This window comes from Bacillus sp. Medicinal_06 (assembly GCF_056711665.1).
Genome location: NZ_JBWYHD010000003.1, coordinates 476,868 through 501,427, shown reverse-complemented (window position 1 = coordinate 501,427; position 24,560 = coordinate 476,868). Strand labels below are relative to the sequence as shown.

The window sequence follows — 24,560 nt, the reverse complement described above, 5'->3', positions numbered from 1 at the left end:
GTGAAAAACATGGCAATTATAATCAATATTGATGTAATGCTGGTTAAAAAGAAAATGAGCGTTACAGAACTTTCGGAGAGGGTTGGAATAACGATGGCTAATCTGTCTATATTGAAAAATGGGAAGGCAAAAGCGATTCGATTATCAACTTTAGATGCGATTTGTAAGGCTTTAGAATGTCAACCTGGAGATATTTTAGAATACAAAAGTGACAAATACACTCAAGGGTAATAAAGTATAGAAAACAAATTTATTCAACAATCGAGCATTTTTCTGAAGTAAATAAAGCTTAATTTCTCATTTATAGGAGTACCGTCACATATCCATCAAGTTAAGAAATTGATGGATCTCGCTATTTAATTTTATGTAAACAAAGGATTTTGATTAACTTTCTATTGAATAAGAAAGAATTGAATGAAAAGTGAAGGGAGAGTGTTTTATTGCGAACGAAAGATGAGATTTTAGTCCAATATGCTTCTATTGACAATATATTGCAGTCATTATTAAATCTTAACGATCAAATTTGGTTTATTCCTATTCAATTAGATAAATGGTCGACGTCCGAAATTGTAGCGCATATTTTGTTTTGGGATCGCTTCATCCTTGAACGACTTTTATTACTACAATCACAAAAATGCTTAACAAAGGCAAATATCAATGTAGATGCATTCAATAGAAAATCCGCAAATTATGCTAAATCAGGAGTTGTAAAAGATGAACTCATCCAGCAATTTAAAGAAGCTCGTTTTAACCTTATTCACTTTCTAGAAGCATTTTCGGAAGAGGATTTCAGCAAAATATATATGATTCAAGATAAAAATCAGTCTTTACAAGATTACATGAATGCAATGGTAGATCATGACAATTTCCATTTCAATCAAATCACTACATTTTTGATTGAAAAGGGACATTACTGATGTAATACCTAATTTGCCTCACCATACATGCCTATTTTTAAGGATAAATAGTATTTTAAGAGTTTTTTAGTTTATTTGAACGAGAGTTCATTGTGTTTCCGTTTTTAAGTTGATAGGCATGTATAGTGTTCTATAAGGTGAACTTCGCCAATTGTTCACCCCAAGATGATAATTCAGTTTCAACAAATCCAGCTTTCCTATAAGCAATTTTTGCTGAAAGATTTTTAGGATTATATCCAATCATAATTAGAGGAATATTTTTATTATTAATACTTCTTATTTTTTTAATAATGAGAAATATAGCCTGTATACCTAAACCTTTTCCTTGGTATTCTTTATCAATCATTAGTCTATAAATCCAATAATTATTATCATCAGAGTCTATTCCAAACATTGCAAATCCTATTAGCTTGTTATCAAGATATATACCATTTGCATAGAAATTATCTAAAAATTGAACCTCTGCAATAGAATAAAGATTGGAGGCAATAAATATACGTTGTTCTTCTTTTACTGATAATTTTATAGCCTCCTCCCAGTTACTTTTGTCAATGGGTTTTAAAGATAGTTTGTTCAATAGAGATACTCCTTTCGAATATAGAAGGGAACCACGCAGTTTTTGGGCTATTAAAACGTTATCCCCTCATATTTACAACCTAAAAATACTATTTCCTTTTGCATAGACAACACCTCCTTAGCATCAGGATTTAAACTTCTAAATAATATATTTGACATTTTTAAATACTTTCTAATTTTATCAAAATTTAATTGATTCTGGTGCAAATATAGTCTGTTAGATTCTTGCTAACAAAACGCGAATTTCGTACGTTAAGTGATTATTCTACATAGGGATACGAATCGTTTTCGTACCCAATCGTTATCAAGTTAATGTGAATTTGTATCCATGCTACAGAAAAAGCGTTATTCTTTTTGTAGAAATATACAGAAAGGATGGCGCTTTTTGCGTAACTTAAGATTTTTCCTGTACCGTCTCTATAGCCTACTGAGAGATTATAATTGAGTTGAAAATTATAGAAGAAATATGACCGAAAAGATGGAAATTTAATTATGATAAAAAAATTCTGAAAGATACACTTGAATTGATAATGATAATCAATTAGAATCATATTTGATAATGATAATCATTTTTTTGTTAGTTATTATTAAAAATAAAAATTTCCGATAGCTTTATTGTAAAGAGGAGGACAAGTATGCAGCATGCGAAACAAATCGCGGAACATGCAACAATGCAAAGTTTTTTAAATTGTTATTTACGTGAAACAGGAAGTGGGGAATGGATTACAGAAGATGAGAATATAAGTACCATCTTTAGTGATACAAAGACGATGAGCACTGTTTCAACATATTTATGCTGTCGGTTATCGGCACAAAACATTACTTTGTATGCAGAAGTTATATATAAATCACCAACAGATCGTCATCTGTTTGGAAAACATTTCTATTATCAAATTGGAACAGATTTTCATGTTGTGAAAGCTGATTATGTAACGGTTATTACATTACTAATAAAAGAGATGTCCATGAACTATGGAGAGGGGACAAACCCGGACGAACTTCTACTTCGAGTTATTCAAAGTTGTCAAAATATGAAGGAGTTTATTGGAGAGAGAGAGCAAGATGTTGCAAAATTATATGGGTTCCATACGACTTTTATAGAAGCAGAGCAATCTTTACTTTTTGGTCATTTAAACCATCCTACCCCAAAGAGTAGACAAGGAATATTAAATTGGAAAAGTTCAATGTATTCGCCTGAATTACAGGGTGAGTGTCAACTTCATTATTTTCGAGCGCATAAGGATTTAGTAAAGGAAAAATCCGTTCTTATGGAACAGGCAACAGAAATTATAAAAGGGGAGTTAAGGAAAGACCCGTCTGTCAGTACGGAATTTATTGAACGTTATTGTGAAGAAGATGAATATTCTTTAATTCCAATTCATCCACTTCAAGCAGAATGGTTATTGCATCAGCCACATGTGAAAAATTGGATGGATAATGGTGTTCTTACGTATTTCGGACCAGTTGGAAAACCATATATGGCAACATCTTCACTTAGAACAATGTATCATCCAGAATCAAACTATATGTTTAAATTTTCTTTTCCTGTGAAAGTTACAAATTCAATGCGTGTGAATAAATTGAAAGAGCTTGAAAGTGGAATCGAAGGAAAAGAAATATTGAATACAAAAATTGGAGAAGTACGAGATAAATTCCCAGGATTTGATTTTATATGTGATCCAGCCTATATTACGCTAGGACTTGAAGGGCAAGAATCAGGATTTGAAGTAATTATTCGTGAAAATGCTTTCTATGGTGAGAATGCAAACAATGCAACCCTTATTGCAGGACTTACCCAAGATGCGCTTCCAGGTGAAAAAACGAGATTAGCAAATATTATTCATCATCTTGCAGAAGAAGAAGGAAGAAGTTGTGAAGAGGTAAGTTTAGAATGGTTCAGGCGGTATCTGAATATTTCCTTAAAACCAATGGTATGGATGTATTTAAAATATGGAGTTGCATTAGAGGCACATCAACAAAACAGTGTTATTCATCTGCAAGATGGTTATCCAGTAAAGTTTTATTTTCGTGATAATCAAGGATTTTATTTTTGTAGCTCAATGAAACATATTTTGGATACTGAATTGCCTGGTATTGGTGAAGAGAGTGGTAATTTATATGATGATAGTATTGCAGATGAACGATTCCGTTATTACTTAATATTTAACCATATGTTTGGGTTAATAAATGGATTTGGTACATCGAGGTTAATAGATGAGGAAGTTCTCCTTTCCGAATTAAGGACGGTATTGGAGTCATTCCTTCCATATAATCGTGAACCATCTACATTTTTAGAGGAATTATTGAAAGATAAAGAATTACCGTGTAAAGCAAATTTATTAACAAGGTTTTTTGATGTTGATGAATTAACAAGCCCTCTTGAGCAAGCTATTTATGTCCGAGTTGACAATCCCCTCTTTCAAGAAGTGGCAGAAGAGTGTAATCAAAAAGAAAATGTTGTTCGTTCATAAATAGTTTTAAAATTTCACGTAATACAAAAAATGGTATTTTTAATACTTTCTATCATGGAGGAAACGATGAAGGAAGAGATTTATCATACGAAAGTAATGAAAGCGGTTCAATCGGATCGTTATATTGTTGTTAGACGAAGAGTTTTTCGTCAATTAATAGAGTCGTTAATATACGAGGAAATTATTTCTCCAATTCGCATACAAGAGGAAAAAAATATAATTTTTATAATTTCAGGGCTTGATGAAAGTGGAAATAGCGTCACATACAGATGCTGTGGTCAAGAGCGAATGACATTTGGCCGTATTCGCTTAACTGAAGAACCACTCGTAAGAATTCAAAATGATAGGGAAGAAGAAGGAACATCAATCGCACAATTTTTAAATGAAGTTTTTAAAATGATTCAGATAGATGAAACGAAAGTACGTTCCTTTATTCAAGAGTTAGAACAAACGATCTTTAAAGATACAATTGCTCAATATGAAAGATACGAAACAAAAGAGAAGCTTATAGAGAGAACATACGATGAACTGGAAAATCGTTTAATGGATGGACATCCATATCATCCAAGCTATAAGGCACGAATTGGCTTTCATTATCGTGATAATTACCAATATGGTTTTGAATTTAAACAGTCGATGAAACTTATTTGGATTGCCATTCATGATAAACATACTCATATAGGATCTCTGTCCAAGGAAGATTTCAATCATGTTGTGAGAGAAGAAGTAGGAGAGAAGAAACGAATTGAATTTTATTCTACTGTTCGAAATATAGGGTGTAATCCAAATGATTATACATTCATGCCCGTTCATCCGTGGCAATGGGAGAATTATATTATTCCGAACTATGCTGAGCATATACACAATAAGGACATTATTTTTATCGAACAATCAGAAGATGAATATTTTGCACAGCAATCGATGCGTACTTTACAAAATGCTACCAATTGTATGAAACCGTATGTGAAGCTTTCTATGAACTTATTAAATACATCAACTGTTCGGACATTAAAGCCACACTCAGTTGTTAGTGCACCTATTATTTCAAAATGGTTAACAGATTTGGTAAGCGATGACTCATATTTACGGGATGAGGTACGTGTTATTTTATTACAAGAATTTGCTGGTGTAACGTACGACCCACCAGGTCAATCTACGTACGGTTCATTAGGATGTATTTGGCGTGAAAGTATTCATACGTATTTAGAAGAAGCGGAAGAGGCCGTGCCATTTAATGCATTATATGCAAAAGATCAAGACGGAAAGCCTATTATTGAGCCGTGGCTAAAGAAAAGTGGCATTGAAATTTGGCTTCGGGAGCTTATACAAAAAGCGGTGTTACCAGTTGTACACTTATTAGTGGAACATGGCATTGCGTTAGAATCACATGGACAAAATATGATTTTGATTCATAAACAAGGAGTGCCAGTCCGGATTGCGCTAAAAGATTTTCATGAAGGGGTTGAATTTTATCGTCCATATTTAAAAGTTCCAGAAAAGTGTCCCGATTTTACAAAAGTACACAACATGTATGCAAAGGGACAGCTTAATGACTTTTTTGAAATGGATAGTATGCGTTGTTTACAAGAAATGGTCTTAGATGCGCTTTTCTTATTTAATTTAGGTGAACTAGCTTTACTGCTTGCTGATGAATATCAATTTAATGAAGAGAGATTTTGGATACTTGTTGTAGAAGAATTGGAGAGTCACTTTACAGGTTCTCAGTATTTATATGGACGTTTTGAAGAGTTGCAGTTATATACCCCTACATTTCGAGCGGAGCAATTAACAAAACGTCGCTTATATAAAGATGTAGAATCACTTGTACATGAAGTGCCGAATCCATTATATCATGCACTGCAACTTATAAAGAGTAAGATTTTTGTTAGGGAGGTAAATCATGCTAATCGTTAACAAACAAGAATATAGCAAGAATGATTTTGAATTAAGACTACAAATGTATGAAAATATGGAACATTTTCAAGAGGTGGATGGAAAGAGATTTGCTCTTTGTATAACAGATCCTTTTGATATTACTACGCTTATCCTTTTCTTAAAACAAAAAAGGGCATCTGTACTACTTATTCATGGAGAGACACCAAAAGCTACAGCTATTGAAATGGCAAAACGTGCCGAATGTTTTGGACTTTTGTATGGAGATTTTAAACAATTCATAATACTGAATAGTGAGTACCAAATAAAAAAAGAACCATCCTTACTGCAATATAGTTCAGGAACAACTGGTGAACCGAAACTCATTGAAAGGCCATGGAAAGAAATTGAAAGAGAAATTGATGCTTATAATCAAGCTTTGCAGTGTGAAGTTGATGAAGTCCCAATTGTATTGGCTCCTGTTTCCCATTCATATGGGTTAATTTGTGGGACGTTATCTGCGATAATGCGAGGCAGTAAGCCGATTGTTATTACAAATAAAAATCCGAAATTTGCGTTAAATATCATTCGTAATACACCAAAACATATCGTATATGCGGTACCACTTATGCTGCATATTATGGGAAGTTTTCCACAAGGAATTTTTCAGTTTCATAAAGTGATGACGTCAGGTTCACCGTTACCAGAATCATTATTTTATAAACTTAAAGGGATGACAAAGTATATGATGCAGCAGTACGGATGCTCGGAAGCGGGTTGCATTAGTATTTGTCACAATATGAACACACATTTAGATTTAGGAGAACCACTTCCTCATGCGTCTGTTCGTATTAGTGGTAATCAAAACCAGCCTGAAGAAATAGTAGTAACAATTGGAGAGAAAGTGATTTATACAAAAGATTTAGGATATAGATCAGAACGTGGGCTACATTTTGTAGGGCGTATGGATGATGTAATTAACGTGTCTGGTTTGAAAGTGTTCCCAATAGAAGTCGAGGAGACAATGCTCCGTTTAGATGGTATTCAGGAGGCAATTGTGTATCGCGGAAAACATCCTGTAATGGGTGAGATTGTAAAAGCAAAAGTAATTTCTAGTATTGAGCCTGTTCAAATACGAGAATGGTGTATACAACATTTACCGTCCTATAAAGTCCCTCATGAAATTGAAAATGTAACGGAAATTCCTAAAAATGCAACTGGGAAGGTAAGTCGTAAACTATTAGAAATGGAGGAAATGACAACGTGAATCGTAAAATGTTAAAGGCAGCTTTATTAGAAATTATGATAGAAAAAATGGAATTAAAAAATGTTACTTATTTAGAAGATACAATGCGTTTAAATCAAGATTTATATATTGACTCTGTCATGATGCTTCAGCTTATTGTTTACATCGAAATGGATTTACAATTATGTGTTCCTGAGGATGAAGTGGATCCGAAAGCTTTTTCTACTATAGGTTCTTTACTGGACTTTATGGAAGAACTACAACCGTTACAGGTGGATGTGAATAACTAATATTTTAGAAAAAGGGTGAGAAAATGACTTCAATTAAAGTGCACTGTTTAGTGAGTTGTTTTTGTGAAATTATTAAAAGACGTAGTGATATAGATTTTCGACCTTTTTACTTTGGTTTATGGGATGGGGATTTTGATATAACAGAGGAAGGGGTCATTTCTTATCATTCTGAAAATATTAGCCATGACAGTTACTTACATTGGTATGAAAAACTATACGGAATAAAAGTAAACGAATGGTACGATCATTCAAAAGAGAAGCAAACGAATGTAGAGACCTTTTTAGAGTTAGTAGAAACAAAGCCAGAAAATCGATATGTCATTGTAATGGTAGATATGTCATTATTGCCAGAGAGGGAAAATAAATTCCATCAAAAACCATTCCCACACTATTTAATGATATCAAAAACAAATCAAGAAGATGAATGGTTTATGCTGGATCCGGATTTTCGCTGGGAAGGAAATATGGCAAAGGATAAAGTGATTCATTCTATTGAAAATAATCCGTTCGGTGGCGGATATTTCATTGATGTACAGGCTGTTCGCGAGCCCTCTCAGGAAGCGATAGAAAGTTATTTTGTTGAGACATTCAAAAGGGATTACAATGAATTAACGATGAAATTAAAAGACTTGGTCATAAGAATGGTAAATGGTGAAGGTGGAACGGAGCTTTCTAAACTAATACCAGCAGTGAAGCAAATACCTGTATTGGCCATCCGTAAATATAGTTATGAACATGCATTTGCATATTTTCGTGAAACATTACAATACTCTGAAACAGAATTTGATTATTGGTGTGATCGAGTAGAAGATATCGTGCAAGGATTTACAAATGTACAGTATAAAGTAATAAAATTGGCAATGACAAAAAATAAAGAGATGTTATCATCAATTGTTGAAAAATTAAATGAGATGAATGAGATTGAATTTGCAATTAAACAGGAGTTAGAGAGACAGTTTGTAGCATGGAAAAAGATAAAAATAAATCAGGCTGTCACTTTATAAACAATTATCATTGAATTTGAGATAAAGGGGTGTGAATTTATGAAGTATTCATTATGTACGATTTCGTTTCGCCATCAGCTAATTTCATTTACTGATATTGTTCAATTTGCATATGAGAACGGATTTGAAGGGATTGAATTATGGGGAATCCATGCACAAAATCTATATGGGCAAGAGCGTAAAGTGACAGAAGAACAACTAGATTTTTTGAAAAATAAAAATCTAGAAATTACAATGATAAGTGATTATTTAGATATTTCATTGTCAGCAGATTTTGAGAAAACAATGGGAAAATCAGAGCGATTAGCATCGCTAGCGAATTGGTGTAATACAAATAAGATTCGTACATTTGCTGGACAAAAACGAAGCAACAGTTTTACAAAAGAAGAACGTCAGGAATATGTGAAACGAATTCGTATGATTTGTGACTTATTTGCACATCACAATATGTATGTGCTATTGGAAACACATCCGAATACATTAACAGATTGTTTAGATTCAACTCTAAAATTATTAGAAGAAGTAAATCATCCATATTTAAAAATTAATCTCGATTTTCTCCATATGTGGGAATCTGGTGCAGATCCAGTAGAAAGTTATCGCCAGCTAAAACCGTGGGTACAGCACTACCATATGAAAAATATAGCTTCGGCTGCTCATTTAGATGTCTTTGAGCCGAATAATGTATACGCTTCAGCTGGTAATCGAAAAGGAATGGTTCCGTTGTTTGAAGGGGTTGTAAACTACGAAGAAATCATAAGAGAAATTCAAGATACGGAACACTTTGCTTCACTAGAATGGTTTGGATATGATGCAAAAGAGGTATTACGAGAAGAAATCATTCAGTTGAGAAGAAAACAATTGACAGTACTGACTCCATAAAGTGAAACATTTTCTATCGCTGGCGTGATGAAATACAATGCTTTCGTTTTTGAACAAAGATAATAGTAGAATGGATATAAAAAAGAGTCTCGTTTTTCGAGGCTCTTTTTTCAGGAGTTCAAAATGTAAGTTTGCTAAAAAATAGTCTGAAATAACAAAAACCATAATTTACCATGTATTTTTTTTTGAAATCTATACATTTTAATATGTAAAGGAGGTGAACGGAAATGGCTAGAAATCGTAATTCTAATCAGTTAGTATCACAAGGAGCACAAGCAGCTCTTGATCAAATGAAGTATGAAATTGCTCAAGAATTTGGTGTGCAACTTGGTGCTGACACTTCTTCTCGTGCAAATGGTTCTGTAGGCGGTGAAATCACAAAACGCCTTGTAGCTATGGCAGAACAACAGCTTGGTGGCGGGTATACTCGTTAATGTAAGCTGTATGAAAGAAGGGAAGACTTCTTCCTTTCTTTTTTATTGCTTTCCTAAAGTGAAAATGAATTTTTCCATTTAATAGCATGGATATACTGTTGTAAGGATTGAAAGAATAGAAGTAATGCTATGTTATACTCCAATTTCTTTTGTTATATAAGTTAAAAAGCAGATGAAATATAGTAGCCCTGATGAAATTTATAATTGAATTTCATCAGGGCTACTACATGAAAAGAAATAAATGATGAAAGGTTTCGAAATCAACATGTTAAAAAAAGAGAACTGTTGTTTAATTGCACTTGCATCTGTTCCACTTGTTATGACATTAGGAAATTCAATGCTCATTCCAATCCTTCCAACAATCGAAAAGAAACTACATATTTCTTCTTTTCAAGTATCTATGATAATTACCATATATTCTATTTTAGCAATTTTATTAATTCCTATTGCTGGTTATTTATCAGACCGATGGGGACGTAAAATGGTCATGGTCCCAAGTTTATTAATTGCAGCTATCGGTGGCGCAATAACAGGGTGGGTATCATGGAAAGTTGAAAATCCCTATGTATGGATTTTGATTGGAAGAGCAATTCAAGGAATAGGTGCTGCTGGAGCAATGCCAGTCGTTATTCCATGTGTTGGTGATTTGTATAAAGATGAAAAACAAGTAAGTACTGGTTTAGGGATTATTGAAACGTCAAACACGTTTGGGAAAGTTCTTAGTCCAATATTAGGGTCTGCCCTTGCAGCAGTTGTATGGTTTTTGCCGTTTTGGGCCATCCCAATTCTATGTGCTGTGGCTATCGCCTTATTATTACTATTAGTAAAAGCAAAAAAACAAGAAAAACAAGCGCCGCCTTTCAAAGAATTCATCCAATCAATTGGTTTGACTTTCCGAGAAAAGGGAAGGTGGTTAGTCGCAATCTTTATATTAGGTGCCATTATAATGCTTATTTTATTTGGGATTCTTTTTTATTTGTCCACCATATTAGAATCAAAATACAACATTCATGGAATATGGAAAGGATGTATAATCGCGATTCCATTACTTGTATTATCAATAAGTTCATACATGGCAGGGAAGAAAATTGGTGATGATCAAGGTGTTATGAAGAAATGTATATATGTCGGATTTATACTAGCAGCTGCGTCTGTTATATTTCCGTTATTTTTAAAAGGAATTTATTTGTTAATTCTTTGTCTTGTTGTTATGGGAATGGGAATTGGTATTTCTTTACCGTGTTTAGATGCACTTATTACACAAGGGATTGAAAAGGAACAGAGAGGGACGGTTACTTCTTTCTATAGTTCGATGCGTTTTATCGGTGTGGCAGCAGGACCGCCTCTCTATTCTTACTTTATGAAGGGAACAGATCATGAAGTGTTTTACTTAACCTGCATATTTGCAATTGCTGGGGCTATGATTACAATTATATGGATTAAGCCTAAAAAGAATAATGAATCTTTACATTCAGTTCCGGAACCTACATCTTAACTTGAAATTTTATAAGAGATACTAAAAAATCCATTTGTAAATCATTACAAATGGATTTTTTAGTATCTCATTTTAACTAGTTAGTTCTCTTCCTTATTATCAACATACCGACCATAATCGGGTATTGCCAGCTGATCAAAATTTTCAGCAAGTTCATTTAGCCCTGTTGTTAATGACTCACCAGATACCGGAGTTCCATGACCTGTAATTGCAATAGAAGGTTGTAAATTCGCTAATTGTTTAACTGAATGCCAAGCTTTTTGCCAGTCGGTTGTAAAGTAGCGTGGAGGGCCATTTATTTCTTGCTGTTGCGTGAAAACCTTATAGAGTGAATCCTGTCTTACGGTAATAAAAGCATCACCGGCAATTAGTACACGATCTTTTTGTCGGAATAAAGAAATATGCCCAGGTGAATGGCCTGGTGTATGTATCCATTTCCAATCTGGTAGCTCCGGAATAATACCATCAGCAGGTAATAATTTGACATGATGGTCTAGGTTTATTGGCTCATTTGGAAAAAAAGAAGATATTTTCGCGATTAAACCGCCTTCAACCCTAGAGTCAGGTTCTGGATAACTCATTTTACCAGTTAGATAAGGAAGCTCTAGTTCGTGGGCATAAACAGTGACATCCCATTTTTTTATGAGTTCAATGACAGCACCGATATGATCAAAATGTCCGTGTGTTAAAATAATTGCCTTTACTTGAATATCTGGACCAAATCGATTGGTTAATGCAGAAATAATTTGATCCGCAGATTTAGGCATACCTGTATCGATGAGTACACATTCGTTTGTTTCTTGTGGGTTTCCAATGAAACAAACATTAACTATTTGAATAGGTAAACAGTGAATATCAGGAGTAACATCTATTCCTAATCCACTTTTGATGGATGTCATAGGGATAAATTTGTAATCTTTACTATATTCCATATAAGTAACGGCTCCTTTTGTGAACAGTATAAATCAAATACAACTTCAATTATTGTTTAACAATTACCCATAAATATACTGAAACGTTATACTTTTTTCTAAAAAATAACTTGTTTCAACATATAAAGAGCAACTCCCCAAATAATAACTCCTGAAATTTTATTTAGAATTGTAATTGCTTTTCCTGATGAATCAACTTTTCCAAGTATTCGGCCTGCAAAGGCTAAGCCAATAAACCAAATCCAAGAAACCGTAATTGTTGTGAAAGTAAAAGCCCATTTTTCGCTGCCTACATATTGAATAGAGTTTGTGCCAATGACGCCAATTGTATCTAGAATTGCATGTGGATTCAATAAAGAAACGGAGGCGGCAAAGGTAATTTGCTTTTTGATGGTCATTGCTTTTGCTTCAATCGTCTCTTTGGTAGCATCACTTCTCCAAATCATCCATCCCATATAAATTAGAAAGAAAAATCCAATTCCATAAAGTGTGGTTGTTAGCCATGAAAAGGTCAAAAGCATCAGTGATACACCTTGTACTGCAAGCAAGATTAGAATTGTATCACAAATAGATGCTGTTAGAATAACGGGGGCAGCTCGCAAAATATTTGGTTGACTAGCACCTTGATTAAAGACAAAGACATTTTGCACACCTAATGGAATAATGAGTCCGAATGCAAGAATCATTCCGTGAAGAATCGCTTCAATCATATTATTTCCTCCTATATAAATTACTGAAATATGATAGTGTATATTGTATAAAAGAAAATCGAAATTGTATCCATCCATATGGTTGGATAACAAACCAACCAAAACGAAGTGTGGTGATAGCATGGAACGATTTGACTGGAAGCCAAATGAATCATCTTCAGTTCCCTTATATAAACAAATTGAGGGATATATAAAAGAGAAGATTATAAATGGAGAATGGACCATTGGTACAAAGTTACCGTCACAGCGAGCTTTCTCTCATGCATTCGAAGTGAATCGAAGTACAGTTGTAATGGCTTTAGATGAATTAGCAGCGCAAGGATTAATTGAGGGAAACGGTAGAAGAGGAACGATTGTGAGAAACGACACATGGAGTGTATCAACTTTGGTGTCACCTCCTAACTGGAATGCTTATGTAGAAACAGGTATTTATTATCCGAATCTCCCGACCATTCAAGAAATTAATCAAGCCGAATTTTATCCCAATATCATCCGACTAGGTACTGGGGAACTTTCACCAGATCTTTTACCTGAGAAGAAAATGAAGCAAATCATGAAGGAACTTTCTCATAGGGAAATCCCTTTAGGATACGAGGAACCGAGAGGAGACTTCAAATTAAGGGAGCAAATAGCGAAGTATTTACAAAAATATGATATTCTTACCTCACCAGCATCTATATTAATTGTTTCGGGAGCAATTCAAGCGCTACAGCTTATTTCGATGGGCCTTCTATGCAAAGGGTCGTCCATTTTACTTGAAAAGCCATCATATTTGTACTCTCTCAATGTTTTTCAGTCTGCAGGGATGCGTTTGTTTGGTATTCCAATGGATGAACATGGGATTCAGCCATCACTTATATCAAAATATAAAAGACAATTCAATGGTTCCATTTTATATACCATCCCATCTTTTCATAACCCAACAAGTCTTGTCATGAATGAACAAAGAAGGCAAGAAGTTATGAAAGTATGTAATGAAATTGGATTACCTATCATTGAAGATGCTGTGTATCAAGATTTATGGCTTGATTCGCCTTCACCTAAACCATTGAAGGCATATGATACAAATGGGATCGTATTACATATTGGAAGTATGTCAAAAGTGATTAGTCCTGGTTTGAGAATCGGCTGGGTTGTTGGACCAGAACCTGTTATTAAAAGATTAGCAGATATAAAGATGCAAATGGATTACGGCTCGAGTTCGTTATCACAACGAGCTGCTGCAGAATGGTTTGCAAGTGAGTTATATGAGAAACATATACAGCAAACACGAATTGAGTTAAAAAAACGGAGAGACTTTATGCTAGAAATGCTAGAGAAATACTGTAATGATGTGGCAAATTGGCAAATACCAACAGGTGGATTTTATATTTGGCTGTATATTAAACCGAATATTTCTATGCGGGAGTTGTTTGAAAAAGCATTGGAAGAAAAAATTTTACTCAATCCTGGAAATGTGTATGATAGAAATGCAAGCCAATATTTACGCCTTTCTTATTCATATGCCTCAATGCATGATATAGAGAAAGGGATTCAAGTGATTGCCAGATTGATAAAGAATCTTTCGGTGTAATAAACATGTTTTTTAGAAAAGAAAGATACTATCATAAATACGAGTAATAAAAAAAGGGGAAAGAAAAATGAAACAATATGTCATTTGTCAGGTTATTGATGGAATTAAGTATTTAGCTGCCTATGCGGAAACGAGACAAGAAGCGATTGAAAAAGCTGAATTATTAGGATTAAGAACAGGAGGACGCTACGTTGTTATTACTGCTGAAGAAGCGGTGGGGTTACAGTATCCTTAAAAAAGCTACCATTTTGGTAGCTTTTTTAAGAGGTTTAAAGTTAGTCCTAATATCTTAAGTTTTATTTATAATTAAAACTTATTATTTAAATATATGGTTGTTGATACTTTCTTAATGACCGAGAAATAAAAATGTAAAAAAGGAAAAATAATGCAACTTTTTAGCACCTTCACTCGTGTTATATATGAAAGGAGGAGGGGGATGGAAATTGAGGAAATATATAAGGTTTATATAAACGATGTGTACCGGTATTTATTTTCCCTTTCTCGTAGCCATCATGTAGCAGAGGACTTGGTGCAGGAGACTTTTTATCGGGCGTATCTTTATCTAGAAGATTATGAAAATCAACAGGTAAAATCCTGGCTTTTTAAAGTGGCATATCATACGTTTATTGATTTTATGAGGAAGGAGAAAAAAATAGCTTTTGTAGAAACGAAGGAGTTAGAAACAATACAAGCAAGTGAATCTACAGAAGAATATGTAGTTGCAAAAAATAGCTATGAAAAATTAATTCAGATTATTCATACATTACCCATAATGGAGGCACAAGCTATTTTATTATGCGACGTACATCAATTAACGTACGAAGAGGGTGCCTCTGTATTAGATTTAAAGTTAAACACATATAAAAGTCACATATTTCGCGGAAGAAAGAGATTACAACAATTGTTAAAGGAGGAAAAGAGTCAAGATGACAAATGATAAACCTCATTTTGAAAAAGAAGGTTATAAAGATTTGTTACAAGAAGCTCTTCAGCAAAAACCAGCTTCTCTTCCTGATGGGAAACAGGAACAAGTATTGAAAAAAGGAAGAAATCGAGCTCGCCTTACAAACGTTCTTATTGTGCTTACTTTTTTATTAATTATTCAGCCTATTTTATACGTATCCACATTAGCATATTATGCATTGGCGCCAACAAACGCAATGGAGCTACGAAATGTAGTAAAACAAACGTTAAGTGTAACGGAGCCCAATGTATTTATGAAAGAAAGAGATATGAAACAAACATTGTTACCACTTAGTTTGCAATTGCATTTTGATTTGTATAAAAGGATAGGGAAGAACGATATTCGGATTGGGGAAGAGAAAACAAGTTATTTATTAAGTAATGCAACGAAAGTAAGCCGTGAATATACAATAGATGAAAAAATTCCGGAAATCCCATATATAGATAATGAAGTATTGTCTCATCCAAATAATTATAATGTGTCTTATAATAGCAGCGAAGAAGTGCAGATATTAAAAGGTCTTCCACAAGAATCTGTTGTAGAAGTGTATGTATCTTTTAGAGAATTATTAAGTATACAAGAGGCAGAGCGAATGTTCCCTAATATAGACATTGTTTGGTATGCCGTGAATACAGGGCTAGAGGAGAAACAAAAGAATGACGAGGGTATGTATGTTGCGCCAATTGGTTTTCCGGCAGACACGATTTCAAGCCTAGGTGGTCCATTTTTAAGTGAAACACCTCATGAGAAACAATTTATTGATGTGTTAAAGTCATTACGGAAGCATGAAAATTTAGCGACGAAACTATCTAGAGCAAAAACATTAGAGTTGTCAAAGCGTATTTCTTTCCTTGAAAAAAACGGGATTAAAACATATGGGGCAGTCGTAACTGGACCTAAAGTAGAAGTTGAAAAGTTGATGACTCATGAAAAAGTTAGAAGAGTGAAAGTAGGTGAAGCAAGACTATGGAATTGGCATTCTTAAAGAAAAGAAAGAGTCATATTTTTAAACAAGAAACGTGGATGGGGATTATATCATTAGTAATAGCCTTTCTAGCATTATTGTACTTGAACATTACATTGCTTATCCAGGAAACATTTTTAGGTGAAGCTTTTCTTCAAATAGTTGGAATTGGATTGCTGTTTTCGGTCATAGGCATGTTTACAAAGAACAAAAGTCGAAAATATGCATTGTGGGCATTTAGTTTATTTGTTTTTATGTTATTGTTTTCTGGACTAGGATTTATACTAGGGTGGATGATAAGCTTTGCACCGTAAACATGGAGAAAAGAGCGAATCTAAAATTCGCTCTTTTTATTTCGCAATAATACAAAAAGTAAAGGGAAAAGGTAAGGGAAGAATCTATCCCGCTTTAACGGGCTGTAATACTCCCACCTCAAAATTCGGCGAGAGCAACGTCCTGCGATTCTGAGCGAGCCGCTTCCGCTTTTCTAAAGAAGTTAGGTGGGAGATAAACAGCCCATAAAAGCCTGATTGGTGAGGGCTAACAATCAGTGAGGGATGGAGAAAACCCCCACTGATTGAAGTTTCACTTTATGAAATTTGGATGGGTAGCATTAGGAATCTAGATGGTGGTTTTGTTGAATTGTTTTTCGAACCTGATTTTTACTCCGATATTGATTCACATATCTTTTGAAATTCCAAGACTGTAAAAACTTTTCAGCGGCATGAAAACCAGACTCATAAAGCCATTCTTTTTCAGCGACAGTTAATTGGAATTTTGTGCTTGTGATTGTTCCGGTTGGAATTGTAATGGTTCGTGCTTTTGTTTCTTTGTCTAGATGACGTAAGTCGTGTGCTTGCATCATTGTTTTAAATAAACCTTTGAACATAGAAATAGGTTCTTCATAAGGGACAGGTTCAGCTTGAATTTTATCTTTTACAAAATGAAATCCAAAAGTAGGCCAACGCGGGATGGGAGTGCAATCAAAGATCCATATTGGATAATTGCTCAAAATACCTCCATCAACCATATAGCAAGGTTTTTTCCATTTAGGTGTTTTCCATTTTACTGGTTCAAAATAAAACGGAATGGTACTGCTCATTTTGACTGCTTTTGCAATAGAGAAATTTTGATTGGTAAATCCGTATTTAGGTAAATCATCTGGGAAAATAACCATTCTTCCATTGCTAATATCTGAGGCGATGATTTTTAAGTTTTGTGGATGAGATAAATCACTAAAATGATGAATACCTTTTTTCTGTAGAAGGTGTTCTAACCATTCTTCTAAAAAATCATTCGAATAAATCCCGAGTTTTGTCCATGCGCTTAAGCCTTTTCCTATAAAAGGGATTTTATCAAGTAAAGTTGTTTTTCTGAATTGATGGTAATCGATGTTACTTATAATGTCCTTTAGTTCTGCACATGAGTAACCAGCTGCTAGAAGAGATGCGATAATGGCACCAGCTGATGTGCCGGCTACACGTTCCCATTTATAGCCTTGTTTTTCTAAGGCACAAATCGCCCCAACATGTGCAATTCCACGAACACCGCCGCCTTCAAAAACTCCATCAATTTTCATAAGAAAATTCCTTTCAAGGATTAGATTTGTTATGTAGGAAAAAAGCACGTCATTCACGTGCTTTTTTACAATAGTTGTTCAAGTTTACTTAGCAACCGATGAAGCCGCCCCAGCAGCTAGCACCAATGATGATTAGAAGGATAAATAAAACGATTAATAAAGCGAAGCCACCGTAACCGCAACCACCGCCGCCATAACCACCACAACCGTACCCGTAACCCATGTGGAATGCCTCCTTATAATAAAAGTTGGAATGAAGCAGAATGAACAATGTGAGGATCTACTAGAAGAAATGATGAAATATCTTGTTTGTAGGAACACTGTATACTATGCTGTTTTAAACTTATTCGCGTCCTAGGGATAAGCCCGTTTTTGATTTATTTGTTTTCATTTTACATGATGAATGTTGTACAATGTTTGTGCGAAGATACGAATAAGTACATGATGTAAGGAGAATTTATGAAAAAACAAATTGAGTCGTTAATTGATAAATATGAGTTGACACATTTAAAACAGGAACTAATAGATACTATATTTCCTTGTATAAAAGTGGTTCCTAAGCAGATGGATACACTTCCAATTGGTAGCTCTAAAATGGGTGGAGTTCCTGATGTGCCGGTTTCATTCGAATATCCAACCTATGAAGGGAATCCATTAGATTTTATTGCACAATTTAATTTAACTGATTTACAAGATATAGGTATGAATCACAATTTTCCTGACAAGGGGATGTTATATTTCTTTTATTGTGGCAATCATTTTGAAGAAGAGATAAATCACCATGAGGCTGGATGTGTTCTTTATTGTGATGTTTCAATTGAACAATTACAAAGAATGGATGAAAATCTAGCGAAATTTACCCAATGTGAAATTTCATTTGAACTCACATATAAGTTGCCAGAGCTCTTTATTGAAGACGAAGAAGATTCGGATCGTTTTCTGCAGTTACTTGAGGAATTAATCCCAGATCATTATGATAACCATCAGTTATTGGGTGAACCTTTCTCCGTTCAAGAAGAAGTGTTTCAAGAAGCTGGAGAATGCATGGGTACGAATGTTAACGATATAACACTCTTATTCCAAATAGATTCTGATTATCAAAACTGTAATATGATGTGGGGAGATTTAGGGATGTTATATTTCTGTATTGATAATGATGATTTGAAACATCATCGGTTTGAAAATACATACGTTTTATTACAGACTTGTTAGAATAAAATCAGTAGTTACTTCTAATGGAAGAACTACTGGTTTTTTTATATTTTCTGAAATATTATCGGGATTTCCTTTGATAATAGTAAAATAGCAATAAATAAATATGTAGGATTTCATATTTTCTTTTTGAAAAAGTATTGTATACTTTAAAGATATATGGACATTTCTTTCATATGATTTTAAATAGAAGGATGTGACTAGATGGGATGAAAAAACAAAACAAATATATAACAACTGTTGCACTATGTTCAACGATTCTGGTTGGTGGTTTACAAGTTCCAGCGGTATCTTATGCGGCTACAAACTCAAAAGTTGCTGTTGCGCAAACAGATGTTAAACTGTTAGAAGGCTTCCGCAAAGAATTAAAAAAGCATGTGGATAATCGCGAAGAAAATATTACAATTACGTATAAAGCAAAAACTAAAAATGGTAGGGAAGTACTGGATACGCTCTATAAAGAGTATACGAAGATAGTAGATAAAGATGAATACTTAAAATATAATGTAGCGGGCACAAAGTATTCCATACGAGGGATACCAGGAAATTATACATTTACATTAAAAATTACATATCGTGAATCAAAGGAACAAACTCAATATGTGAAAAAACAAGTTAAGTCAATTATAAATTCTGCCTTGAAGCCTGGTATGGATGAGCATGAAAAGGTGAAAGCCATACATGATTACGTTGTGAAACATGTTTCATATGATACGTCTTATAAGGCTTATACGGCATATGAAGCGTTAGTAAATCGTTCAGCTGTTTGTCAAGGGTATACATTATTAACCTATCAATTATTACAAGAAGCGGGTATTCAATCGCATATTGTAACAGGGAAAGGGAATGGGCAGGCACATGCATGGAACTTAGTGAAGATTGAGAATAAGTGGTATCATATGGATACCACATTCGATGATCCAGTTCCAGATAAAGCAGGGCGTGTTACGTATTCGTATTATAATATGTCTGACGAGCAGTTAGGCAAGGATCATGAATGGGATCGAAGTAAGTATCCAAAAGCATCAACTAATTACTATAACGAATTAACAAATAAAATAAAAACAGGCACTCCTAAAGCAGTAGTATACAAAAAAATGCTAAAGGATACGAACTTAATTTATTTGTCCTCGCAATACGGAGCTGAAAATTATAATGAATTTAAAGTGAAATTGCAGAAGCAATTTACCGCAAAGCCTACAAAAGTAGAAATGCGCTATAAACAGTCGATGGATGGAACGATGCAAGATATTAAAAAAATATTAAATGAAGTTTCTTGGCCAATAGGGGCGAAGCGAGTTTCATATCAAGTTGCGCCGTACAGCGCGATGGCAGGTTATTCATTAGCAACAATCACATTTACGTATTAATGAAAAAGAGCATCTATAACAGGTGCTCTTTTTGTATTTGTGTGTGGATTGTTCGTGATGATTAGAAAGGAATCAGTTATAGTTAAAATATGGTGAAATTATCAAAAACAAAAGGTGGGAGTGTTGAATGTCTTTGTTTGAAAATGATATATTTGCAATCGCTTACCTATGTGTGATAATTGGACTCATTGTTTTGTTTTGTATCTCATTGACTTTGTTTATAAAAAGGTTATTTTTAAACACGTCTATAAACAAAGATTGTTCTAGAAATATAGAAGAAAAGCTTGATAAAATTATTGAATTACTTGAAAGAGACAAAGAACAACCATAACTAAGTTGGGGAGGGAGAAGATGGCTAATTATATTAAAGAAATACGAAAAAAGGTAGGACATGACTATATCATTTTAAATTTTGCAGGGGGATGCGTCTTTAATGAGGAGGGGAAAGTACTTTTGCAAAAAAGAGGAGATAATGAAGCTTGGGGATTTCCAGGCGGGGCAATGGAAATCGGTGAATCAGCAGAAGAAACGGCAATTCGAGAAATAAATGAAGAGACAGGATATATTGTGGAAGTAGATGGGCTTATTGGTGTATATACAAAGTACTTTCAAACGTATCCAAATGGAGATCAAGCACAGACAATTTGTATCTTCTTTAAATGCTCTATAATTGGTGGAAGTAAAAAGATAGATGGAGAAGAGACTTTGGATTTGAAGTTCTTTGCGTTAGATCAAATGCCAACTCTATTCAATGAACAACATCGGAATTGTTTAGATGATATTTTAAAGGGAAGAGTGGCTGTATATCGTTAACGAAGTGTAAAAGGATATCGTACATTTTTTATTTCGTTTATAGTTAACTGGCTTCATGTGATAATAGATTTTAAAGATAAGAGGAAAATATATATAAATGTTTCAAGTATGTATGATTACAATGTTATTGTTCATAATACGTTAGACCTGCCATTTGTAGTGTGGGTGGCAATTTTTAAAGGGGTAGTTTTATTAATGAGACATTAAGGTTTTAGGGAGATTCGATAAAAAAGAAGCTAACTGATATTAGCTTCTTTTTTATCGGACTCTTATTTCCACCAATCATCAAACATCGATGCTGGAACATGTCTTTTATGTTCGCTTACTGTATAACGTTTTTCAATTTTTTCTGCAACGTCTCCAGGAACTGTTTTTCCTTCTAAGTAATCATCTAGTTGATCGTATGTAATACCTAATTCTGTTTCGTCAGCTTGACCTGGTTTTTCATCTAATAAATCAGCTGTGGGCATTTTTAAGTAGAGACGTTCTTCAGCACCTAATTCTTGTAATAAAGCTCTTCCTTGACGTTTTGTTAAGCCTGTAAGCGGTAGAAGATCGGCACCGCCATCTCCGAATTTTGTAAAGAATCCTGTTACAGCTTCGGCAGCGTGATCTGTTCCGATAACAAGTAAGCCTTGTTGACCTCCAATTGCATATTGTGTGACCATACGAATGCGAGCTTTTACGTTTCCTTTATTAAAGTCTGTCAAAGATTCTCCTAATAAGTCTGTATATTGATTTGAAAAAGCATCGACTGTTGATGCGATATCAAAAGCGACAGATTGATCTGGTTTAATAAATTGCAGTGCTAATTGTGCATCCTCTTCATCTTTTTGTACTTTATATGGAAGACGTACAGCAATAAATGTTGCGTTGCCCCCTTCATTACGAACTTCTTCCACTGCAAGTTGTGCTAAGCGACCTGCTAGTGTAGAATCTTGCCCACCACTAATTCCGAGTACAAATCCTTTTGCACCTGTTTTTCTTAAATAGTCTTTTAAGAAATCAATTCGTTTACGAATTTCTGTCTTCGGATCAATTACAGGTTGAACATGTAGTGCTTTCATAATTTGTTCTTGTAATGTCATTATGTTTTCCTCCTATTCATATAGAACGAACGATAAGTATATATGTACTGATTCATACATCTCCACTCTTATTATTTCGCAAAATTAACGAATATACAATAGGTTGAAGGTATGAATATGAATGTAGTTATTATAATGAAACTGTTTCGTTTAATCAATTTTTCTGTAACCTTTCAAAAATGTAAGGTTTTTGTCATTTGAATCGATGGCATATATTTCCGTGCTTGATTATGATGGCGATATAGTGATTGAAGGAGCGGAGGGTACAACATGAATATTAGAGAATTAGCATTTCGTAATGTCACGCGAAATAGACGAACTTATTCGGCCTATTTTTTAAGTAGTGCATTTGCCATTATGGCGTTTTTTGTTTATTCATTTTTTGCGTTTCATCCAGCATTAAGTGCTAGTCAGCTAGGTCAATATGTATTTGTCAGTATGTCGTTTGCACAAGTTATTATTTATCTCTTTACTTTTTTCTTCATCTTATATTCAATGGGAATGTTTTTGAAAACAAGAAAGCGTGAATTAGGAATTTTAATGATGCTAGGCATGACGAAATTTCAATTAAAACGTCTTATCTTTTTTGAAAATGTCATGATTGGAATTGCGGCCATTATTACGGGTATTATTTGTGGAATGATATTTTCAGGGATATTGATTGTGGTGGCACCATTATTGTTAAAGTTAGATTTACCTTTATCATACTATGTACCAACGACAGCAATGGCTGTAACGAGCGTTATGTTTTTTATCTTATTTATTATCATATCTTTCTTTAGTGCAGGAATGATTCGTAAAAATCAAATTATGAAACTATTTAGAGGTTCAGTCAAAGCAAAGCCTGAACCCAAGGCGTCTATTATTTCCTCAGTTTTAGCTGTATTGTTGCTTAGTGCAGGATATGTAGGTGCTTTAACTTCACATGGTGTAATGGTTTTTATCATGTTGATTCCTGTAACGACTGTTGTCATTATTGGCACATATTTATTGTATAAGCAGCTCAGCGTATTTATTGTTCGAGCATGCAAGAAGAGTAAACGTTTCTATTGGACAAGAACAAATATTATTACTCTCTCAGATTTAGCGTACCGTATGAGAGATAATGCGCGAATGTTCTTTATTGTGACGATTATTTCGACTGTAGCCTTCGCAGCTATTGGTACATTAGTTGGCTTTGCTTCTATGACAAAGGGAATCATGAATCAACCAATTTCCTTTCAATATCACTCTAAACAAGGGAATGAAAATGAATTACAGCATGTACAATCTATTGAGCAAACATTGAAGAAACATCATATATCTACTGAAAAAATAGATATGGTATCAAAGCAAACTGAAAATAAACCACTAAGAGATGCTACGTTTATAAGAGAATCGGATTATAAAAAGTATGCAAAGTTAACGGGAGAGCCAGTTGATGTATTAACTGAAAATGCAGTACTATTTTTATCAATAGAAATACCCGGTCCACCGAAAAAAGAGAGAACAACAATTGAATTACCGAATGATAACAAATCGTTGCAAGTGAAAAAAGTAGATACATCTTCTCTAGGTAAAGTACTTACTGGGAATATATATGTAGTTTCAGAAGCTCAATATAATGTATTGCAAGATGGATTTAAAGAAGTAAAAAATTACATGTATAAAACAAAGGAAACAAAAAATGAAATAGAAGCCGGAAAAGAACTTACAAATCAAATAAAACCTGAGCAAGAACATTCAAGATTTAGTGCGGCAGAATATGATGAAAATCAGGCTTTACAATTTGCTGGACCTATCTTTTTTGTAGGATTCTTTATTGGTATTGTATTCTTTGTTTGTGCAGGTAGTTTTCTATACTTCCGTCTATTCTCTGATTTAGAAGATGATCATCGTTTATTTGATTCCGTTCGAAAAGTAGGTTTAACAAGTGGGGAGTTATCAAAAGTAGTAACAGTTCGATTGGCGTTATTATTCTTTGTTCCAATCGGTGTTGCGACATTACATGGTGCAGTTGCGTTAACAGCCTTAGGACAAATGTTTGAGTATTCGCTTGTGAAAGAAAATGCCATCGTATTAAGTATCTTTGTAGGGATTCAAATTGTGTACTTCATCTTGATTCGGTCCCGTTATTTAAAGCAATTGAAAGAAAGATTACGAATGAATTAATATGTAGTAGCTCATAA

Annotated in this window: 26 protein-coding genes; 20 read left to right on the top strand and 6 right to left on the bottom strand. The window is 34.1% G+C overall.

Translation table 11 applies throughout. The features are described 5' to 3' along the window. The first annotated feature begins 9 nt into the window (after positions 1–9). Positions 10–231: a helix-turn-helix domain-containing protein gene (locus AC1M36_RS09670; RefSeq protein ID WP_336453542.1), complete on the top strand. Its 222-nt coding sequence runs from the start codon at positions 10–12 to the stop codon at positions 229–231. Between the two features lie 209 nt (positions 232–440). Beyond that, complete coding sequence (locus tag AC1M36_RS09665) at positions 441–917, top strand: DinB family protein (protein ID WP_336453541.1); 477 nt, start codon at positions 441–443, stop codon at positions 915–917. A 130-nt stretch (positions 918–1,047) separates the two neighbouring features. On the opposite strand, the gene AC1M36_RS09660 is transcribed toward AC1M36_RS09665, so the two are convergent. Further along, positions 1,048–1,494 carry a GNAT family N-acetyltransferase gene (locus AC1M36_RS09660; RefSeq protein ID WP_336453540.1) on the bottom strand — a complete coding sequence of 149 codons (447 nt, stop codon included), beginning with the start codon at positions 1,492–1,494 and terminating at the stop codon, positions 1,048–1,050. Between the two features lie 634 nt (positions 1,495–2,128). Here AC1M36_RS09660 and AC1M36_RS09655 point away from each other — a divergent pair. The 8 genes from AC1M36_RS09655 to AC1M36_RS09620 all read left to right on the top strand — a co-directional run bounded on the left by AC1M36_RS09655 (position 2,129) and on the right by AC1M36_RS09620 (position 11,187). After that, positions 2,129–3,964: an IucA/IucC family protein gene (locus AC1M36_RS09655; protein ID WP_479845799.1), complete on the top strand. Its 1,836-nt coding sequence runs from the start codon at positions 2,129–2,131 to the stop codon at positions 3,962–3,964. Between the two features lie 66 nt (positions 3,965–4,030). Then, the gene (locus tag AC1M36_RS09650; RefSeq protein WP_336453538.1) at positions 4,031–5,878 is read left to right on the top strand and encodes an IucA/IucC family protein; all 1,848 of its coding nucleotides are present in this window, start codon (positions 4,031–4,033) and stop codon (positions 5,876–5,878) included. Then, positions 5,865–7,103, top strand: a complete 1,239-nt coding sequence (locus tag AC1M36_RS09645; RefSeq protein ID WP_336453537.1) for an AMP-binding protein — start codon at positions 5,865–5,867, stop codon at positions 7,101–7,103. The genes AC1M36_RS09650 and AC1M36_RS09645 overlap by 14 nt, the downstream gene beginning before the upstream one ends. Then, a complete protein-coding gene (gene asbD, locus AC1M36_RS09640; protein WP_336453536.1) occupies positions 7,100–7,372 on the top strand; it encodes a petrobactin biosynthesis protein AsbD in 273 nt (90 codons plus the stop codon). Before AC1M36_RS09645 ends, asbD begins: the two co-directional genes overlap by 4 nt. A 23-nt stretch (positions 7,373–7,395) precedes the next feature. Beyond that, positions 7,396–8,376, top strand: coding sequence for a DUF6005 family protein (locus AC1M36_RS09635; protein ID WP_336453535.1), 981 nt, complete (start codon positions 7,396–7,398; stop codon positions 8,374–8,376). Between the two features lie 39 nt (positions 8,377–8,415). After that, positions 8,416–9,258, top strand: a complete 843-nt coding sequence (locus tag AC1M36_RS09630; RefSeq protein WP_336453534.1) for a sugar phosphate isomerase/epimerase family protein — start codon at positions 8,416–8,418, stop codon at positions 9,256–9,258. A 227-nt stretch (positions 9,259–9,485) separates the two neighbouring features. Next, the gene (locus AC1M36_RS09625) at positions 9,486–9,692 is read left to right on the top strand and encodes an alpha/beta-type small acid-soluble spore protein (protein ID WP_174102517.1); all 207 of its coding nucleotides are present in this window, start codon (positions 9,486–9,488) and stop codon (positions 9,690–9,692) included. 241 nt (positions 9,693–9,933) lie between these two features. Further along, a complete protein-coding gene (locus AC1M36_RS09620; RefSeq protein WP_479845798.1) occupies positions 9,934–11,187 on the top strand; it encodes an MFS transporter in 1,254 nt (417 codons plus the stop codon). An 80-nt stretch (positions 11,188–11,267) separates the two neighbouring features. Here the strand turns inward: AC1M36_RS09620 and AC1M36_RS09615 are convergent, their stop codons facing one another. Together AC1M36_RS09615 and AC1M36_RS09610 are read right to left on the bottom strand one after the other, a co-directional pair. Continuing rightward, entirely contained in the window at positions 11,268–12,119 is an 852-nt protein-coding gene (locus AC1M36_RS09615) for an MBL fold metallo-hydrolase (RefSeq protein ID WP_336453532.1), read from the bottom strand. 98 nt (positions 12,120–12,217) lie between these two features. Further along, positions 12,218–12,829: a LysE/ArgO family amino acid transporter gene (locus tag AC1M36_RS09610; protein WP_336453531.1), complete on the bottom strand. Its 612-nt coding sequence runs from the start codon at positions 12,827–12,829 to the stop codon at positions 12,218–12,220. Between the two features lie 121 nt (positions 12,830–12,950). Here AC1M36_RS09610 and AC1M36_RS09605 point away from each other — a divergent pair, with 121 nt between their 5' ends. From AC1M36_RS09605 to AC1M36_RS09585, 5 genes are all read left to right on the top strand, one after another. Next, positions 12,951–14,402, top strand: coding sequence for an aminotransferase-like domain-containing protein (locus AC1M36_RS09605; RefSeq protein ID WP_336453530.1), 1,452 nt, complete (start codon positions 12,951–12,953; stop codon positions 14,400–14,402). Between the two features lie 67 nt (positions 14,403–14,469). After that, positions 14,470–14,637 carry a DUF3933 family protein gene (locus AC1M36_RS09600; RefSeq protein ID WP_336453529.1) on the top strand — a complete coding sequence of 56 codons (168 nt, stop codon included), beginning with the start codon at positions 14,470–14,472 and terminating at the stop codon, positions 14,635–14,637. A 201-nt stretch (positions 14,638–14,838) separates the two neighbouring features. Then, positions 14,839–15,339 carry a sigma-70 family RNA polymerase sigma factor gene (locus AC1M36_RS09595; RefSeq protein ID WP_336453528.1) on the top strand — a complete coding sequence of 167 codons (501 nt, stop codon included), beginning with the start codon at positions 14,839–14,841 and terminating at the stop codon, positions 15,337–15,339. Further along, complete coding sequence (locus AC1M36_RS09590) at positions 15,329–16,351, top strand: anti-sigma factor (RefSeq protein WP_336453527.1); 1,023 nt, start codon at positions 15,329–15,331, stop codon at positions 16,349–16,351. The genes AC1M36_RS09595 and AC1M36_RS09590 overlap by 11 nt, the downstream gene beginning before the upstream one ends. Continuing rightward, positions 16,333–16,644, top strand: a complete 312-nt coding sequence (locus AC1M36_RS09585) for a hypothetical protein (RefSeq protein ID WP_336453526.1) — start codon at positions 16,333–16,335, stop codon at positions 16,642–16,644. The genes AC1M36_RS09590 and AC1M36_RS09585 overlap by 19 nt, the downstream gene beginning before the upstream one ends. 299 nt (positions 16,645–16,943) lie before the next feature. Here the strand turns inward: AC1M36_RS09585 and AC1M36_RS09580 are convergent, their stop codons facing one another. Together AC1M36_RS09580 and AC1M36_RS09575 are read right to left on the bottom strand one after the other, a co-directional pair. Beyond that, complete coding sequence (locus AC1M36_RS09580; RefSeq protein WP_336453525.1) at positions 16,944–17,909, bottom strand: patatin-like phospholipase family protein; 966 nt, start codon at positions 17,907–17,909, stop codon at positions 16,944–16,946. 88 nt (positions 17,910–17,997) lie between these two features. Continuing rightward, the gene (locus AC1M36_RS09575) at positions 17,998–18,132 is read right to left on the bottom strand and encodes a YjcZ family sporulation protein (RefSeq protein WP_336453524.1); all 135 of its coding nucleotides are present in this window, start codon (positions 18,130–18,132) and stop codon (positions 17,998–18,000) included. A 236-nt stretch (positions 18,133–18,368) separates the two neighbouring features. Here AC1M36_RS09575 and AC1M36_RS09570 point away from each other — a divergent pair, with 236 nt between their 5' ends. From AC1M36_RS09570 to AC1M36_RS09555, 4 genes are all read left to right on the top strand, one after another. Continuing rightward, positions 18,369–19,121, top strand: a complete 753-nt coding sequence (locus AC1M36_RS09570) for a YwqG family protein (RefSeq protein ID WP_336453523.1) — start codon at positions 18,369–18,371, stop codon at positions 19,119–19,121. 209 nt (positions 19,122–19,330) lie between these two features. Then, entirely contained in the window at positions 19,331–20,491 is a 1,161-nt protein-coding gene (locus AC1M36_RS09565) for a transglutaminase domain-containing protein (protein ID WP_336453522.1), read from the top strand. 127 nt (positions 20,492–20,618) lie between these two features. Then, on the top strand, positions 20,619–20,822 hold the full coding sequence (locus AC1M36_RS09560) for a DUF4083 domain-containing protein (protein WP_336453521.1): 204 nt from the start codon (positions 20,619–20,621) through the stop codon (positions 20,820–20,822). A gap of 20 nt (positions 20,823–20,842) precedes the next feature. Next, positions 20,843–21,304, top strand: a complete 462-nt coding sequence (locus AC1M36_RS09555) for an NUDIX hydrolase (RefSeq protein ID WP_336453520.1) — start codon at positions 20,843–20,845, stop codon at positions 21,302–21,304. Between the two features lie 269 nt (positions 21,305–21,573). Here AC1M36_RS09555 and nadE read toward each other — a convergent pair whose 3' ends face one another. Next, positions 21,574–22,392, bottom strand: coding sequence for an ammonia-dependent NAD(+) synthetase (gene nadE, locus AC1M36_RS09550; RefSeq protein ID WP_336453519.1), 819 nt, complete (start codon positions 22,390–22,392; stop codon positions 21,574–21,576). Positions 22,393–22,662: 270 nt separating this feature from the next. Between nadE and AC1M36_RS09545 the strand changes: the two genes are divergently transcribed. Further along, positions 22,663–24,543, top strand: a complete 1,881-nt coding sequence (locus AC1M36_RS09545) for an FtsX-like permease family protein (protein ID WP_336453518.1) — start codon at positions 22,663–22,665, stop codon at positions 24,541–24,543. Positions 24,544–24,560: the final 17 nt, after the last annotated feature.